The sequence below is a fragment of the Clostridium sp. genome, assembly GCF_047718555.1.
Classification (GTDB): domain Bacteria; phylum Bacillota; class Clostridia; order Clostridiales; family Clostridiaceae; genus Clostridium_I.
This window is the reverse complement of record NZ_JBDNRK010000022.1, coordinates 19,477-33,706: the sequence shown is the minus strand read 5'-3', so window position 1 is coordinate 33,706 and position 14,230 is coordinate 19,477. Positions and strand designations below refer to the sequence as shown.

The following is a 14,230-nucleotide window of genomic DNA, read 5'->3' as shown; positions in this document are numbered from 1 at the left end:
GGAGGGATTTTTAATTTAATGTTTATCAATAAAAATAATATTTTTACAATAGATGGTAATACTATTGCGAAATTTTCCTATAAAAAAAGCTTAGTTACAGGAAAGCTTAATATTTCCTATGAAAAAAACTTAGATTATAAATTTATAAATAAGGAATTTACAAAGAATTCAACTATCATAATGGAGAATGAAGAAATTTATATTAAATATATTACCATACCAAAGATTAATAAAGACAAAATAGAAAAAATAGTAAGGGATGAACTGAGATTTTATTATAGAACTGATGCTGATATAACATTTTCCTATTCTGTTTTAAAAAAGAACAAAACCAGCTTTGATTTAATAGTATTTTATATAAATAGCAACATTTTAAATGACATAGATTTAAAGGATACAAGAAATGTAAAGGCTATATATTTAATTCAATTTTGCTATGCTAAGTACTTAAAGGACATAAGTAAATATAATAATTATATTATTGCATTTATTCATAACCAGAGGCTTTACTTTGTATTTTGTGAGAAGAAATTAATAAAATGCAGTTATATATTTAGAAATTTTAAGGAGTCAGCTGTTGAATTTGAAAAGTGCTTGGAATACTTTATAAATTTAGACAAAAATATAGAAGATAATTTTGAGATGATTTATATTTTAGGCTTTAAGGAAGAAACAGTAGCTGATATTAAAATTTCATATTGTATTGAAAATTTAGGTAGTATAAATCAAAGTAAATTATTATGTAAAGTTATATAGGGGTATATTAAAAAAATCAAAGATTATAGAGGGAGGAGTGTAGTATGGAGTATAATTTTTTACCTTATTGGTATAAGGTAAAATGCAATAAGAAAAAGACTTATTTTATCAAGATTGTTGTAGCATTTTTTATATTTATTAGCTTTATTTCTATCTATAGATTTATTAATATATTCAATAAGACAAGTGCCTTAGAGGATTTCATTAAAAATAGCTATTATGCCAGCAGTGCTGAGAATAAAGTTAATTCTGTAAATAATAATGTAACTTTGAAAAATTTCAGAAATTTTTTCAATCATGTAGATAAAAAACTTAAATTTGAAAATATAACCACAGAAAATAAAATTGTAAATGCCAGTATAGTATTAGGTGACAAAAATGAATATGAGGATGCCGTGAAATATATAGAAGATAATACATCTTTTAAAATAATCAGATTATCACCACCACAAAAGGAATCGGATAATATTTTTAAATTTGAAATAAGTATAGAGGTAAATAAATGAAAAAAAATATATTGTACAGTATATTAATTTTATCATTGTTGATTTCGGTGATTTTTGTAAATATACTATATATGAGAACGGATTTGAAATATAATCAGTATAAGAATAAATTAAGTTTATTACAACAAAAGAACAAAAATAATCGTAAAAATATTAATACATCTATTAAATATAATAATATAATTCATATAGTGAGCAAATATAATGGTGAAATAAAGGAATTTAAGAACATAAACAAAAATATAAATGCAGTTATAAGAATGAATGTCAATGTAAATTCTATACAAAAATTTCTAGATGAACTAAAAGAAGAAAAAGCTCTATATAGAATAAATTCTATAACTTTAGACAATAAGAATTATAATTTGGATAGCTTTATAATAGAGATAAATGCCGAATTTGTAAGTAATGATTTATAACTTAATTTAATTTGCAAATATCTCTAACTTTTGATAGAATAAATGTGTTCGACATTTTTTAGAAAAGTTAAACATAATATAGTAAATAAATACAACTTAATTAATTTGTATATTTATATATGTAAAGGGTGAGGTTAATGTTCGAAGACAGAATTAAAAAGTTAAGGAAGACAATGGAGTTAAAAGGACTAGATGCTGTTTTGGTTATTGGAGATCCAAACAGAAATTACCTAAGTGGTTTTACAGGAGATGAAAGTTTTTCAATAATAACTGAAAATAAAGCACTATTTATAACAGATTCAAGGTACACTCAGCAAGCTAAGAATGAAGTTAAAGATTATGAAATATTAGAGTATAAAGGAACATTTCCAGATTTTTTTTCTGATACTATAAAAAAACTCAATGTAAAAAAAGTAGGATTTGAGGATAATGTTGTTTCCTATGAATTATATAGTAAATTTGCTAGTAAAACACAGGCACAGCTGGTACCGCTGGAAGGTATAATTGAAGAGATAAGGCTTATTAAAGATAGAAGAGAAATTGAATCTATACGAAAAGCCGCAGCCATTGCAGATGAAGCTTTTTCTCATATGCTAAAATTTATTAAAAGCGGAATGAGTGAAAGAGAAATAGGACTTGAGCTGGAGTTTACAATGAAAAGATTAGGAGCTAAGGATTTATCCTTCCCATCAATTGTAGCTAGTGGAGTAAGATCATCACTACCTCACGGAAGAGCTACTGATAAAATTGTAAACAAGGGTGAATTTTTAACACTGGATTTTGGGTGTATATTTGAAGAATACTGTTCTGATATGACTAGAACAGTAGCTATTGGTGAGCCTGATGATAAGCTTAAGGATATATACAATGTAGTTCTTCAGGCACAGGAAGATGTTTTAAAATTTATTAAACCAGGTGTAAACACAAAGAAAGTTGACAGCGTAGCTAGAGATTATATAGCTCAAAAAGGCTACGGCAGTTATTTTGGTCATGGCTTAGGTCATGGAGTAGGAAGAGAAATACACGAGGCGCCAAGATTAAGTCCAATGTCTGACACTATACTTAAGGAAGGTATGATTGTAACTGATGAACCAGGAATTTATATTCCTGACTTTGGTGGAGTTAGAATAGAAGACTTAGTACTTGTAACTGAAAATGGCTGTGAAGCTTTGTCAAAATCACCTAAAAATTTAATTTGCTTGTAATTTTGTAATATGGTATTAATTTTACCTAAAAAGGTTATAATATATAATGATTAAGAGATTTTTGGAGGGATACTAAATGATATCAGCAGGAGAACTTAGAAAAGGAACTACTTTTGAAACAGATGGACAAGTATATACAGTTATTGATTTTTTACACGTTAAACCAGGAAAAGGTGCTGCATTTGTAAGAACAAAATTGAGAAATGTAATATCTGGAGGAGTTACAGAAACAACCTTCAATCCAACTGCTAAACTGCAGGAAGTTACTATTGAAAGAAAAGAAATGCAGTATTTATATAATGATGCTGACCTATATTACTTTATGGACCAAGAAACATATGAGCAGGTTCCACTAAGTTTTGATCAAGTTGAAGGTGCAATTAAATTCTTAAAGGAAAACATGTTTGCAGTAATAAAATTCTATAAAGGTGAAGCTTTTTCTGTTGAAGCTCCAAACTTTGTTGAATTACAAATAACAGCTACAGAACCTGGGGCTAAAGGAAATACAGCAACTAATACTTTAAAACCAGCAACTGTTGAAACTGGAGCTGTTGTTCAAGTACCTATTTTTGTTAATGAAGGCGAAGTAATAAGAATTGATACAAGAACTGGAGAATATATGGAAAGAGTTAAATAGATTTTTAGATTTGTTTTTAATAGAATTGATTAAAAGAAATTTCTGAACTCAGAAATTTCTTTTTTATTTTTTTGGAATAATTTCAAAGTAAATTAAATATGATTGAATTAAGAGAGGAGGATACAAATGGTTAACATAAAAGATATTCTAGATGTATTGCCCCAGAATATAAGAAATATAATTACTAAAGTAAAAGAATTAGAAAGGCTTCAGGAGATACGATTGAAAGTAAATAAGCCTCTTATATTGAAACTTGGAGAAAAAGAAATTATAGAGGATTACAAAGTATCTTATGAAGATATAAATAATATATTAAAGAGAATGAGCAATTACTCTATATATTCCATAGAAGATGAGATGAAACAAGGATATATAACAATAAAAGGTGGACATAGAGTGGGCATATGTGGAAATTGTATTATTGAAAATAATATAGTGAAGACAATAAAAAATGTTTCATCATTAAATATTAGAATTTGTAGAGAAATAATAGGCTGTTCAGATAAGATAATGTCACGGATTTTAAAAGACAATAATGTTTTAAATACAATAATAATTTCACCACCTAAATGTGGTAAAACTACTTTAATTAGAGATATTACAAGAAATATATCAAATGGAATCAATGGTTCTGGATTAAAGGGAAAAAATGTTTGTGTAATTGATGAGAGAAGTGAAATATGTGCTTCTTCCAATGGAATTCCTCAGCTTAATGTGGGAATAAGAACCGATGTTATGGATAACTGTCCTAAGAGTCAGGGAATAATGATGGCTATAAGAAGTATGGCACCGGATGTAATTGTATGTGATGAAATTGGTACTTATGAAGATGTGAAAAGTATATTATCTGCCCTTAATTGCGGAGTTAATCTAATAACAACTATTCACGGCTTTGGAATAGAAGATTTAAAGAGCAGAGATGTATTTAAAGATGTGATTAATAATCGTATTTTCCAAAAAGCAATAGTTTTAAGCTGCAGAAAGGGAATAGGAACTGTGGAATATATATATGACTTCTTTAGTGAGACAACCATAAGGGGGAGTCAAAATGCTTAAATTAATTGGCAGCATAGTTATAATAGCAGCCTCTACTCTGGGAGGATTTATATATGCCCAATCCTTTATAAACAGAGTGAAGGAATTAAACGAAATGGAAAGGTGCATATATCAACTTCAAAATGAAATTGTATATACCCATACTCCACTGCCAGAGGCATTAACTAATGTAGCTGTTAAAGCCAAAGAGCCAATAGCGGGTATTTTTAATAAAACTTCACAAGAATTAGAAACTAATATATATGACAATGTTTATGAGGCCTTTAAAAATGCTTTTAAGGAAAATAATAATTTAAATTTGAAAAATGAAGATATTAATTTAATATTGGATTTGTCCAAGTCTTTGGGAGAATCCGATATCACAGGGCAAATTAATATTTTTTCACTAACTATGGAGAATTTAAAAAAGATTATTGCACAAGCAGAAATAACTATGAAAAAAAACGTTAAAATGTACAGATACCTTGGATTTGGAATTGGTGCAATGATAGTTATCATGCTTATTTAGGGGGTGCATTTTTTGTTAGATGTAAGTTTAATATTTAAAATTGCTGCTGTAGGAATATTGATAATTATCATAGATAAAATATTAAAATCCAGTGGTAAAGATGATTATGCAGTTATGGTAAATTTAGCGGGTATAGTTATAGTGCTAATGATGGTAATAAGTCTCATAAGTAAATTATTTGACACAGTAAGAACCATGTTTCAACTGTAGGTGATTAAAATGGAAATAATTAAAATAGTAGCTTTTGCTTTTATAAGTTTGTTTTTAGTACTTATATTAAGAGGTAGAAGAGATGAGTTAGCAGTACAACTTAGTATTGCAGCAGGAGCCTTAATCTTTTTATTTATGGTTACCAAAATTACTGCGGTAATGGAATTGTTACAACAATTGGCTTTAAAGGCTAATATTGATTTTGTATATTTAAATACCGTGTTTAAGATACTTGGAATTGCTTATTTAGCATCCTTTTGCAGTGAAATATGTAAAGATGCGGGAGAAAGTAGTTTGGCCTCCAAAGTTGAGTTTGCAGGAAAAATATTGATTTTAGTACTGGCAATTCCAATATTAATGGGGGTTTTAAATTCTATTCTAAAGATTATGTAGAGGTAAGCTATGATGAAAAAAATAGTTATAATACTTGTGTTATTTATTCTAATTACAAATCAAACCATAGTACAAGCATCTACAATTGATGATAATACCCAAAAGGATACTAAGGAAGTGGAACAATTATATACTTATATTACAAATATGAAGACAAAATATGAACTACTTAAGGATTTAGATATTAAGTCATATATTCAAGATTTTATGAAAACTGGAGATGGCAAATTTTCTTTTCAAAAATTATGTAAAGCGCTGGTAGGTTATTTTTTTAGTGAAGTTATAGCTTCCTTTAAATTGATGATTATGCTTTTGATCATATGTGTAATATGTGCACTGCTTACAAATCTTCAGCGGGCATTTAGTAATGAAAGTTTGTCTAATATAGCATATTTTGCTTGTTATTCACTTATCATAATTATTGTTGCTAAAAGTTTTTATATAGGTGTAGATGAAATTAAAACTGCAACTAATAGCCTGACAGATTTTATGGCTGCACTGGTACCGGTGCTGTTAACTCTTCTTGCAGCTGGTGGAGGAATAGTTCAGTCTACAATAATGGATCCCATTATAATACTTGCAATTAATGTGGCAGCTAGAATATTTATGGATGTGCTTTTGCCTCTTATATTAATAAGTTTTGTTTTACAATTTGTAAATAATATATCTGAGGAGTACAAGGTTGATAGATTAGCTAAGCTTTTAAGTCAAATAGTACTCTGGATACAGGGTCTAGTTATGACTGTATTTATAGGAATAGTAACTATAAGGGGGATAAACGCAAAGTCCATAGATGAAGTTACTGCTAAAACTGCTAAATTTGCTGTAGATAATTTTGTACCGATAGTCGGTAAAGCTTTGTCTGATGCCATATCCACTGTAGTAGGTTATTCTGTGGTGCTTAAAAATGCCATAAGCAGTATTGGATTAATAGTATTAGTTGCCATAGTAGTTTTCCCAATTATAAAAGTTTTAGCCTTAGCGCTTATTCATAAGTTAACAGCAGCCTTAGTACAACCTATAAGTGATAAGAGAATAGTAAATTGCATAAATGCAGCTGGAGATACTCTTATATTATTGATGTCTTGTCTTATATCTATTTCGGTAATGTTTTTTATTATGATAGCAATAATTGCCTCCAGCGGAAATGTTATTTCCTAGGGAGGTGATTATAATATGCTAGATTGGGTAAGAGGTTGGGTAATGAGCATTTGTGTAGCTGTGATTTTTATAACAGCTGTGGAACTTATAATGCCAGGAGATAAATTTAAAAAATATGTTAAGTTTGTAATGGGTCTCATATTAATTGCTGTCATATTAAATCCCATAGTAAAAATTTTTAATAGTGAGACCAACATAACCAGTTATATAGATCAGGCGGATAAATATGTAAATAGTGGTTCTTATGAAAACAATTTTCAAAAATATAAACAACAGGATGAGAAAGATACAATAAATACCTTTAAGACAAATATACAAAACTCCTGTGCTAAAATGCTTAAAGATAAATTCCCTGATAATGATTATGATGTTAAGGCTGAAGTTAAATTAGATACCAAAACCAATCAAATAGATATAACCGGCCTTGACATTGGTGTCAAAAATAATAGTGTAACCAAAATAGATAACATACACATAGATAGCAAAAGTGTCAGCACAAATCAGGGAGAGCAGGTGGATCCACAGGTGGGTAATGAGATTAAAAACTATCTAAATGACCAATTAAAAATATCCAAAAATAACATAGCCGTATATAAACAGTCTTCTTAGTTTCAGAGAACGCTTTCTCTCTGAAAGTTAGAAGACGTTATCTAGGGGCGTGATACTGTTATCGAAACTGAAAGTTGAGATATTACAGTATCTAGCCATCAGGCAAACAGTCTTCTTAAAATCGTTTTTGCATTTTGTAAGACTAGGGGGTGAAGAAATGAATTTTAAAAAATTATTAGAAATGCTTAAAAAGGGGGAGGGTAAAAATAAACAGCTAAACAATATTATTATAATAATACTAATGGGTATACTTTTAATTATAGCAGCTAGCTTTTTTAAAGGTAATACATCTACAGCTACTATTGCTAATAATAACAATAGCAATGGAAATGGGACTACAGCTAGTAATACATCATCTGACAATTCAAGTGCTGAGGTGGATACCGCTTATGAAAATGATCAGGAAAATAAGTTAAAGGTATTGCTTCAAAGCATACAGGGAGTTGGAAATACCAGTGTTATGATTTATTTTGACACCGGGGAGGAGCAAGTACCTGCTTATAATGAAAATAATTCTTCTTCTGTAATTAATGAAACTGACAATTCTGGCGGAAAGAGAACTACTACTCAAAATAATTCTAGCAGCAGTGTAGTTCTTGAAAATAATGGAGATAAAACGAATCCATTAATTCTAAAAAAATATAAGCCTAAGGTAACAGGGGTTTTAATTGCAGCAGAAGGAGCAGATAACTCAGATATAAAGCTCAATATAACTAATGCAGTATCAAGCTTTTTTAATATTTCAGTGGATAAAGTAAATGTTTATCCTATGAAAAAATAACATATAATTATTCGAACAAGCATATAAATTTGTATAAGGCATATGAGAAGAAATGATAAGGTAAGTGTGCACAGGATATTTTGTAAGTATAATTTATTATTTACTAATGATCACAATATAGAAGATTTAAGTAATAAGCATTATACAAAGTAGACTAGCATACTCACTGACAATTTCTTTGAGGATGACTAAAGGTTAAAATGGAGGGGAATTAAATGAATAGGAAACAAGCAGTTATTATTGTCACTTTACTAGTACTTATAGTTTGCGCCGGAGTATTGGCTACAAAGGTTAACAGCCCATTATATGTTAGTGATACAGATCTTGTTAATAGTAATAATAGTACAAGTAATAGTTCACCTACTAATAGCAGCGATAATAATGCAGCTAATGCAACTACAAGTAGTAGTTCAAATTATTTTGCTGATGCTAGACTTACTCGAGAGAAAACCAATGCACAGACAATTGCTACATTGAAATCTATAATTGATGATAAGAATGCATCTCAGGCAAATAAAGACAGTGCCACACAGCAATCTATAAATATTTCTACTGCCAGTACAAATGCTACAAAGGTTGAAAATATGCTTAAGGGTAAAGGTTATAAAGAAGCATTATGCACTATTAATGGTGATAAAGTAAGTGTTGTGGTAAAAAGTGATGCTCAGAAATTATCAGACATACAGCAAAGGGAAATAAGAGATGTGGTGTTAAGTGTAACTAATCTTAGAAATATAGAAATAGAGCCTCCTGTTCATTAGGTTATATAAAAAGAAATAGGAAGATTCACTGATTATTTCTTTAAGATGCCTAACATTGTAAAATTCTATTAGTTTTGATATAATGTACATAATAAGATTAATAGAATTATGCGATGTTGCAAAACTAAGGGGGTAAAGAGAAAATGGATAACGAGCTAAGAGATGACGTAGAAGTAGGTATTGTAAAAATATCTGACGAAGTAGTAGAAGTTATTGCAGGACTTGCCGCAGCTGAAATAAAAGGTGTTATGGGTATGAGTGCAAGCTTAGTAGGTGGAATTTCGCAAATGTTAAGTGGAAAAAAGAACCTTTCAAAAGGTGTTAAGGTAAACTTAGGAGAAGATAATGCCTCAATTGATTTATATTTAGTTGTACAGTATGGAATTAAAATACCAGAAGTAGCAGCTTCTGTACAGAAAAATGTAAAAAAAGCTGTTGAGTCAATGACAGGACTTAATGTTTCAGGGGTTAATGTATATGTTCAAAATGTAATTCTTCCAAAGGAAGAGGCAGTTATTGAAGAAGAAGAGTAATGAGTAAACACCCTCTAAATTTTTAGAGGGTGTTTCTATGTCAATAATATTTTTATATTTTATAATTAAAATTATAGAAGTTTGGGGTAATATATAGTAATATAAACTCATTATACAGTATATGAAAATGACTTAGGAGGGTACAATTTTAATGAATAGAAGGAAAAGCAGGGAAATAGCAATGAAATTGCTATTTGAGATATCCATAAATACAAAGGAAGTAAATGAAGCAATAGAAACTTATAAAGATAATAATGAAAAATTAGAAGATGTAGATTTTCAATATATTGAAAATCTATTAGAAGGAGTATCTAAAAATACAGAATTTTTAAATAAGACTATTGAAGCTAATTCAAATAATTGGAGGCTTAGCAGAATTTCTAAAATAAACATGTCTATTTTGAAGATTGCTGTTTATGAAATATATTTTGATGATGAAATTCCAGAAAAGGTTTCGGCTAATGAAGCTGTCAATTTGGCAAAAAAATATTCTGATGAAAAATCCCCAGCATTTATAAATGGAGTACTGGGAAACATAATAAAATCAAAATAAGATTATTTCACCTGACTAACTTGGCGTAAGACTCCCACGCACATAGCGAAAGCGATTCACACAAAATCTAACATTTTGGTTCTCTGCTTTTCTTCAAGTGGGAGTTTAACGCCAAGTAAGCCATGCATTTGCAGTTCTAAGATTCAGATGGGGTAAAAGAATCCCCACCTGAATTAAGAACTTGCTTCAAATAGTAATAAAAAACGGTTACGTGTATATATAAATTAAACAGTTGAGGTGTAGAAATGGGAAACATAATACAAGGAAAATTAGTTGCAGAAGATTTTAGAAATAAAATCAAAGATTTTATAAAATTTAGAATTGATAATGATTTAAGGGTTCCTGGATTGGCAATAATATTGGTAGGCAGTGATGGAGGATCACAGTATTATGTGAAAAATGCAAAAAAATTATGTGATAGCTTAGGTGTACAGTGTGAAATATTTAATTTTGAAGAAGATGAATCAGAAAAGAATATTATAGATGTTATTGAAAGTCTAAATAATAGAAAAGAAATAGATGGAATAATGCTTCAACTTCCATTACCAGATAAATTTAATGAAAAGACCATAATAGATAAAATTCATTATAAAAAGGATGTAGACGGACTTACTCACATTAATATAGGTAAATTTTACAGTGGTGAAGAATGTTTTATACCATGTACACCTAAAGGAATAATAGAACTCATAAAAAGTACTGGCGAAGATATAAATGGTAAAAATGCTGTAGTTATTGGAAGAAGTAATATTGTTGGTAAGCCTGTGGCACAACTTCTTTTGAATAATAATGCTACAGTTACTATTTGTCATTCTAAAACAAAAAATATAAAAGAAATATGCAGTGAGGCTGATATTTTAATCGCAGCTATAGGAAAACCGGATTTTGTAGATGAGTCTTTTATAAAAGAAGGCGCCATTGTAATTGATGTAGGAACTACTATGGTAGATGGAAAATTAAGAGGCGATGTTTTGTTTGACAGTGTGATACATAAGGCTTCCTTTTTAACTCCAGTACCTGGTGGGGTAGGAGCTATGACAACCACAATGTTATTAATGAATACCTGTGAGGCGCTTAGAAATAATGTATATTAAAACTTTAACGGTTTCAGAAGTTAGTAATTATATTAAAAAGATATTAGATAGTGATTTTATATTAAATAATACCCTTATAAAAGGTGAAATATCCAATTTTAAAATTCATAGCAGTGGTCATGCCTATTTCTCTTTAAAAGATGATTATGGAAAAATAAACTGTATAATGTTTAAAAGTAAAACAGAAAATTTGAAATTCATGCCTGAAAATGGCATGAGTGTTGTTATAAAGGGAAAAGTTTCTGTATATGCTAAAGATGGCGTATACCAAATTTATTGTGAGGAAATAAAATTAGAGGGTATAGGAGAGCTAAGTGAGGCTTTTAATAAGCTTAAAAAGAAGCTGGAGGTCGAGGGCCTATTTGATGCTTCACATAAAAAGACTATACCAGCATTTTGTAAAAAAATAGGGGTTATAACTTCACCTACAGGGGCGGCTATAAGGGATATTATAAATGTTACTAAAAGAAGAAACAGAGGAACTAATATAACTATTTATCCTGCATTAGTTCAGGGAGCTAATTCACCGGCTGATATTATAAAAGGTATAGATTATTTCAATCAATTGGAGGATATAGATGTTATATTGCTCTCTCGTGGAGGTGGCTCCATTGAGGAATTGTGGTCCTTTAATGATGAAAAATTGGCTTATGCTGTTTTTAATTCAAAAAAGCCTATAGTAACTGCGGTGGGACATGAAACTGATTTTACTATTGTGGATTTTGTAAGTGATCTTAGAGCTCCTACTCCATCAGCAGGAGCAGAGATACTTTCCTTTAATTTGGAAGAGGCAAATGAAAAAATAAAAAATTATAAGTATACTATAGATAAACATGTAAAAATCTATCTGGAAAATAAATTAAATACTTTAGACATGTATAGGAAAACCCTTGAACACAATAGTCCTATGGCTGCTATAGCCAATTCCTATAATTATATAGACAGGATGAATGAGATTTTAAATGAAAAAATTAAAAATAAATTAGAAGCTGAAAAACAAAAACTTAGTAAACTAAATGCTTTGCTGAATGCACACAATCCCTTAAATGTTTTAGACAGAGGTTATGCTATAATGGAGGACGAAGGTAGTAACTTGATTGCAGAGATAAATACACTTTGCCATACTAGTAAAGTAAAAATTACATTAAAAGATGGCAGTTCATTTTTTGATATTATGGTATCTTCAAAGTCATAATTTATATTTTTATTTAGCAGTTATTACAAAGTTTCTAAAATAATATTAAAAGTTGGTGATAATATGGCAGCTAAAAGCGAATCCTATGAAAACATGATAAAGAAATTAGAGGATATTGTTTCTTCTATGGAAAATAAAGAACTTACTTTACAGGAAACCATGAAAAGTTATGAACAGGGAATTAAACTCTGTAATAAATTATACAAATACTTAAATGAAGCTGAAGGAAAGGTAAAAATACTGTCTAATGGACAAGAAGAAGACTTTTTGGGAAATGGGGAGTAGTTGTGAATATTGAAACCTTAAAAAACGAAGTAAATGAGTGGCTAAATAATTATTTTGAGAATAAAGGAACTTATAATAAGAAAATATATGAAGCTATGAAGTACAGCGTAGACATTGGCGGGAAGAGGGTAAGACCAATATTACATTGCATAACCTATGATATGTATAAAGAAAATTATAGGGAAATAATATCTGTGGCCTGTGCTATAGAAATGATTCATACATATTCCTTGATACATGATGATTTGCCTTGTATGGATGATGACGATCTTAGAAGAGGGCATCCTACAAATCATAAAGTTTTTGGTGAAGCATTAGCAGTATTAGCAGGAGATGGACTGCTAAATGAAGCAATGAGCATTATGTTTGATTTCTGCAAAGATAGAGGGAGAGAGGAAATAGCTGCTTGTAAGATTATATCCGATAGTGCTGGTGCTAATGGAATGATTGGTGGACAGGTAGTAGACATTCTCAGTGAAGGTAAAAAAATATCTTATGACATTTTACAGTATATGCATAAAAAAAAGACTGGAGCACTAATTAAAGCTTCCATATTGTCTGGTGCTATACTTGGAAAAGCTTCAGATAGTGAATTAGATAAGCTGTCTAGCTTTGGGAGTAAGCTTGGTCTTGCCTTTCAAATAAAGGATGATGTACTGGATATTACTGGTGATGAAAATATCATAGGTAAACCTGTAAATAGTGATATAGATAACAATAAAACAACTTTTGTAACTACCTTTGGATTAGAGGAGTGTAAAAATAAATGCAAAGAGCTCACTAGAGGATGTTTAGATATTTTGAATAGCTTACCTAGAGATACATCCAATCTTCAGGAAATAACTAAATATTTGTTATATAGGGATAACTAAAAGTGTAATATTTCAGATAAATCCTTAATTCGTAATAGTGAGAAAGTACGAACTAACTATCAAGTTAATTCGCATTTTTCCAATTTTAGTTTGCAATCTTCTTATATTACGAATATAGATATATGAAACATTTTGAATATTTAACTTGTCTATGGTATAATTGCTTTTGATATAATACTTGATAGTGGTGCAGTATTCTAGTCAGGTAAGCTTTTTTTAAAGGCGGGGCTAAAAATCCGTTACAGGGCATATCGATGAAGTTCTTGGTGCTTGCCTATGACGCCCAGTCATGGGTTTGTGCTGGGAGTAAGGAGGCTGGGGCAACCGCAATGGCATGCGCAACTGACCCTACCTTCGTGGAGACCATTATCTGTGATCTAGGTTAGATACCTAGTTTACGGCAATGGGTTAAACCTGCATTGTGGTACAAAAGCTATGTGCAGTGTAGCCTGCCTTGAGTGAAGTTGGTAGAGGACAGGAAAAGTAAAATTTTTAGGCCAAAAATTTTACTCAGATGCCTTCTGAAACCTATTTTGCAAAAGAGGCTAAGAAAGAGCCTAACTGTTGAGGAAAACTCCTAGACTGTTCGAAAGAGGTATGATAGGGATTGCAATGCGGACTTAGTGGTAATCTAGTCCTAATTATGGTGACGTGTTAGGTGAGTTATTAAAAGGAAACTGCCGTTACGGCGACGTT

General features: G+C 30.1%; 19 protein-coding genes. All 19 read left to right on the top strand.

The window, feature by feature from the left end; genetic code table 11:
- The first annotated feature begins 18 nt into the window (after positions 1 to 18).
- Positions 19 to 756 carry a hypothetical protein gene (locus tag ABF633_RS10585; RefSeq protein ID WP_415523673.1) on the top strand — a complete coding sequence of 246 codons (738 nt, stop codon included), beginning with the start codon at positions 19 to 21 and terminating at the stop codon, positions 754 to 756.
- A gap of 44 nt (positions 757 to 800) precedes the next feature.
- Positions 801 to 1,262, top strand: a complete 462-nt coding sequence (locus tag ABF633_RS10580; RefSeq protein WP_415523671.1) for a hypothetical protein — start codon at positions 801 to 803, stop codon at positions 1,260 to 1,262.
- Entirely contained in the window at positions 1,259 to 1,681 is a 423-nt protein-coding gene (locus tag ABF633_RS10575; protein WP_415523669.1) for a hypothetical protein, read from the top strand. Before ABF633_RS10580 ends, ABF633_RS10575 begins: the two co-directional genes overlap by 4 nt.
- A 137-nt stretch (positions 1,682 to 1,818) precedes the next feature.
- On the top strand, positions 1,819 to 2,886 hold the full coding sequence (locus ABF633_RS10570; protein WP_415523668.1) for a M24 family metallopeptidase: 1,068 nt from the start codon (positions 1,819 to 1,821) through the stop codon (positions 2,884 to 2,886).
- A gap of 76 nt (positions 2,887 to 2,962) precedes the next feature.
- Positions 2,963 to 3,523, top strand: a complete 561-nt coding sequence (efp, locus tag ABF633_RS10565; protein WP_415523667.1) for an elongation factor P — start codon at positions 2,963 to 2,965, stop codon at positions 3,521 to 3,523.
- Positions 3,524 to 3,649: 126 nt separating this feature from the next.
- Positions 3,650 to 4,579 (top strand): stage III sporulation protein AA, encoded by a 930-nt coding sequence (spoIIIAA, locus tag ABF633_RS10560; RefSeq protein ID WP_415523666.1) that lies wholly within the window; start codon positions 3,650 to 3,652, stop codon positions 4,577 to 4,579.
- Complete coding sequence (spoIIIAB, locus tag ABF633_RS10555) at positions 4,572 to 5,087, top strand: stage III sporulation protein SpoIIIAB (RefSeq protein WP_415523664.1); 516 nt, start codon at positions 4,572 to 4,574, stop codon at positions 5,085 to 5,087. The genes spoIIIAA and spoIIIAB overlap by 8 nt, the downstream gene beginning before the upstream one ends.
- Positions 5,088 to 5,099: 12 nt before the next feature.
- Complete coding sequence (gene spoIIIAC, locus ABF633_RS10550) at positions 5,100 to 5,297, top strand: stage III sporulation protein AC (protein WP_415523663.1); 198 nt, start codon at positions 5,100 to 5,102, stop codon at positions 5,295 to 5,297.
- Between the two features lie 9 nt (positions 5,298 to 5,306).
- The gene (spoIIIAD, locus tag ABF633_RS10545) at positions 5,307 to 5,690 is read left to right on the top strand and encodes a stage III sporulation protein AD (protein WP_415523662.1); all 384 of its coding nucleotides are present in this window, start codon (positions 5,307 to 5,309) and stop codon (positions 5,688 to 5,690) included.
- Between the two features lie 12 nt (positions 5,691 to 5,702).
- A complete protein-coding gene (spoIIIAE, locus tag ABF633_RS10540; RefSeq protein ID WP_415523706.1) occupies positions 5,703 to 6,851 on the top strand; it encodes a stage III sporulation protein AE in 1,149 nt (382 codons plus the stop codon).
- 15 nt (positions 6,852 to 6,866) lie between these two features.
- On the top strand, positions 6,867 to 7,460 hold the full coding sequence (gene spoIIIAF / locus ABF633_RS10535; protein WP_415523661.1) for a stage III sporulation protein AF: 594 nt from the start codon (positions 6,867 to 6,869) through the stop codon (positions 7,458 to 7,460).
- A gap of 157 nt (positions 7,461 to 7,617) precedes the next feature.
- The gene (gene spoIIIAG / locus ABF633_RS10530) at positions 7,618 to 8,241 is read left to right on the top strand and encodes a stage III sporulation protein AG (RefSeq protein WP_415523660.1); all 624 of its coding nucleotides are present in this window, start codon (positions 7,618 to 7,620) and stop codon (positions 8,239 to 8,241) included.
- Between the two features lie 215 nt (positions 8,242 to 8,456).
- The gene (locus ABF633_RS10525; protein WP_415523659.1) at positions 8,457 to 9,002 is read left to right on the top strand and encodes a SpoIIIAH-like family protein; all 546 of its coding nucleotides are present in this window, start codon (positions 8,457 to 8,459) and stop codon (positions 9,000 to 9,002) included.
- A 143-nt stretch (positions 9,003 to 9,145) separates the two neighbouring features.
- Positions 9,146 to 9,535 carry an Asp23/Gls24 family envelope stress response protein gene (locus ABF633_RS10520; protein WP_415523658.1) on the top strand — a complete coding sequence of 130 codons (390 nt, stop codon included), beginning with the start codon at positions 9,146 to 9,148 and terminating at the stop codon, positions 9,533 to 9,535.
- Between the two features lie 151 nt (positions 9,536 to 9,686).
- Positions 9,687 to 10,088 (top strand): transcription antitermination factor NusB, encoded by a 402-nt coding sequence (nusB, locus tag ABF633_RS10515; RefSeq protein ID WP_415523657.1) that lies wholly within the window; start codon positions 9,687 to 9,689, stop codon positions 10,086 to 10,088.
- Positions 10,089 to 10,333: 245 nt separating this feature from the next.
- Entirely contained in the window at positions 10,334 to 11,182 is an 849-nt protein-coding gene (locus ABF633_RS10510; RefSeq protein WP_415523656.1) for a bifunctional 5,10-methylenetetrahydrofolate dehydrogenase/5,10-methenyltetrahydrofolate cyclohydrolase, read from the top strand.
- Complete coding sequence (xseA, locus tag ABF633_RS10505; protein WP_415523655.1) at positions 11,172 to 12,377, top strand: exodeoxyribonuclease VII large subunit; 1,206 nt, start codon at positions 11,172 to 11,174, stop codon at positions 12,375 to 12,377. The genes ABF633_RS10510 and xseA overlap by 11 nt, the downstream gene beginning before the upstream one ends.
- Before the next feature lie 63 nt (positions 12,378 to 12,440).
- Complete coding sequence (locus tag ABF633_RS10500) at positions 12,441 to 12,662, top strand: exodeoxyribonuclease VII small subunit (RefSeq protein WP_415523654.1); 222 nt, start codon at positions 12,441 to 12,443, stop codon at positions 12,660 to 12,662.
- 2 nt (positions 12,663 to 12,664) lie between these two features.
- Positions 12,665 to 13,534: a polyprenyl synthetase family protein gene (locus ABF633_RS10495; protein ID WP_415523653.1), complete on the top strand. Its 870-nt coding sequence runs from the start codon at positions 12,665 to 12,667 to the stop codon at positions 13,532 to 13,534.
- Positions 13,535 to 14,230 lie beyond the last annotated feature (696 nt).

Bases quoted from the DNA above. Each gene is read 5' to 3' on its own strand.
- ABF633_RS10585 (WP_415523673.1), top strand. From the start codon at position 19: ATGTTTATCAATAAAAATAATATTTTTACAATAGATGGTAATACTATT.
- ABF633_RS10580 (WP_415523671.1), top strand. From the start codon at position 801: ATGGAGTATAATTTTTTACCTTATTGGTATAAGGTAAAATGCAATAAG.
- ABF633_RS10575 (WP_415523669.1), top strand. From the start codon at position 1,259: ATGAAAAAAAATATATTGTACAGTATATTAATTTTATCATTGTTGATT.
- ABF633_RS10570 (WP_415523668.1), top strand. From the start codon at position 1,819: ATGTTCGAAGACAGAATTAAAAAGTTAAGGAAGACAATGGAGTTAAAA.
- efp (WP_415523667.1), top strand. From the start codon at position 2,963: ATGATATCAGCAGGAGAACTTAGAAAAGGAACTACTTTTGAAACAGAT.
- spoIIIAA (WP_415523666.1), top strand. From the start codon at position 3,650: ATGGTTAACATAAAAGATATTCTAGATGTATTGCCCCAGAATATAAGA.
- spoIIIAB (WP_415523664.1), top strand. From the start codon at position 4,572: ATGCTTAAATTAATTGGCAGCATAGTTATAATAGCAGCCTCTACTCTG.
- spoIIIAD (WP_415523662.1), top strand. From the start codon at position 5,307: ATGGAAATAATTAAAATAGTAGCTTTTGCTTTTATAAGTTTGTTTTTA.
- spoIIIAE (WP_415523706.1), top strand. From the start codon at position 5,703: ATGAAAAAAATAGTTATAATACTTGTGTTATTTATTCTAATTACAAAT.
- spoIIIAF (WP_415523661.1), top strand. From the start codon at position 6,867: ATGCTAGATTGGGTAAGAGGTTGGGTAATGAGCATTTGTGTAGCTGTG.
- spoIIIAG (WP_415523660.1), top strand. From the start codon at position 7,618: ATGAATTTTAAAAAATTATTAGAAATGCTTAAAAAGGGGGAGGGTAAA.
- ABF633_RS10525 (WP_415523659.1), top strand. From the start codon at position 8,457: ATGAATAGGAAACAAGCAGTTATTATTGTCACTTTACTAGTACTTATA.
- ABF633_RS10520 (WP_415523658.1), top strand. From the start codon at position 9,146: ATGGATAACGAGCTAAGAGATGACGTAGAAGTAGGTATTGTAAAAATA.
- nusB (WP_415523657.1), top strand. From the start codon at position 9,687: ATGAATAGAAGGAAAAGCAGGGAAATAGCAATGAAATTGCTATTTGAG.
- ABF633_RS10510 (WP_415523656.1), top strand. From the start codon at position 10,334: ATGGGAAACATAATACAAGGAAAATTAGTTGCAGAAGATTTTAGAAAT.
- xseA (WP_415523655.1), top strand. From the start codon at position 11,172: ATGTATATTAAAACTTTAACGGTTTCAGAAGTTAGTAATTATATTAAA.
- ABF633_RS10500 (WP_415523654.1), top strand. From the start codon at position 12,441: ATGGCAGCTAAAAGCGAATCCTATGAAAACATGATAAAGAAATTAGAG.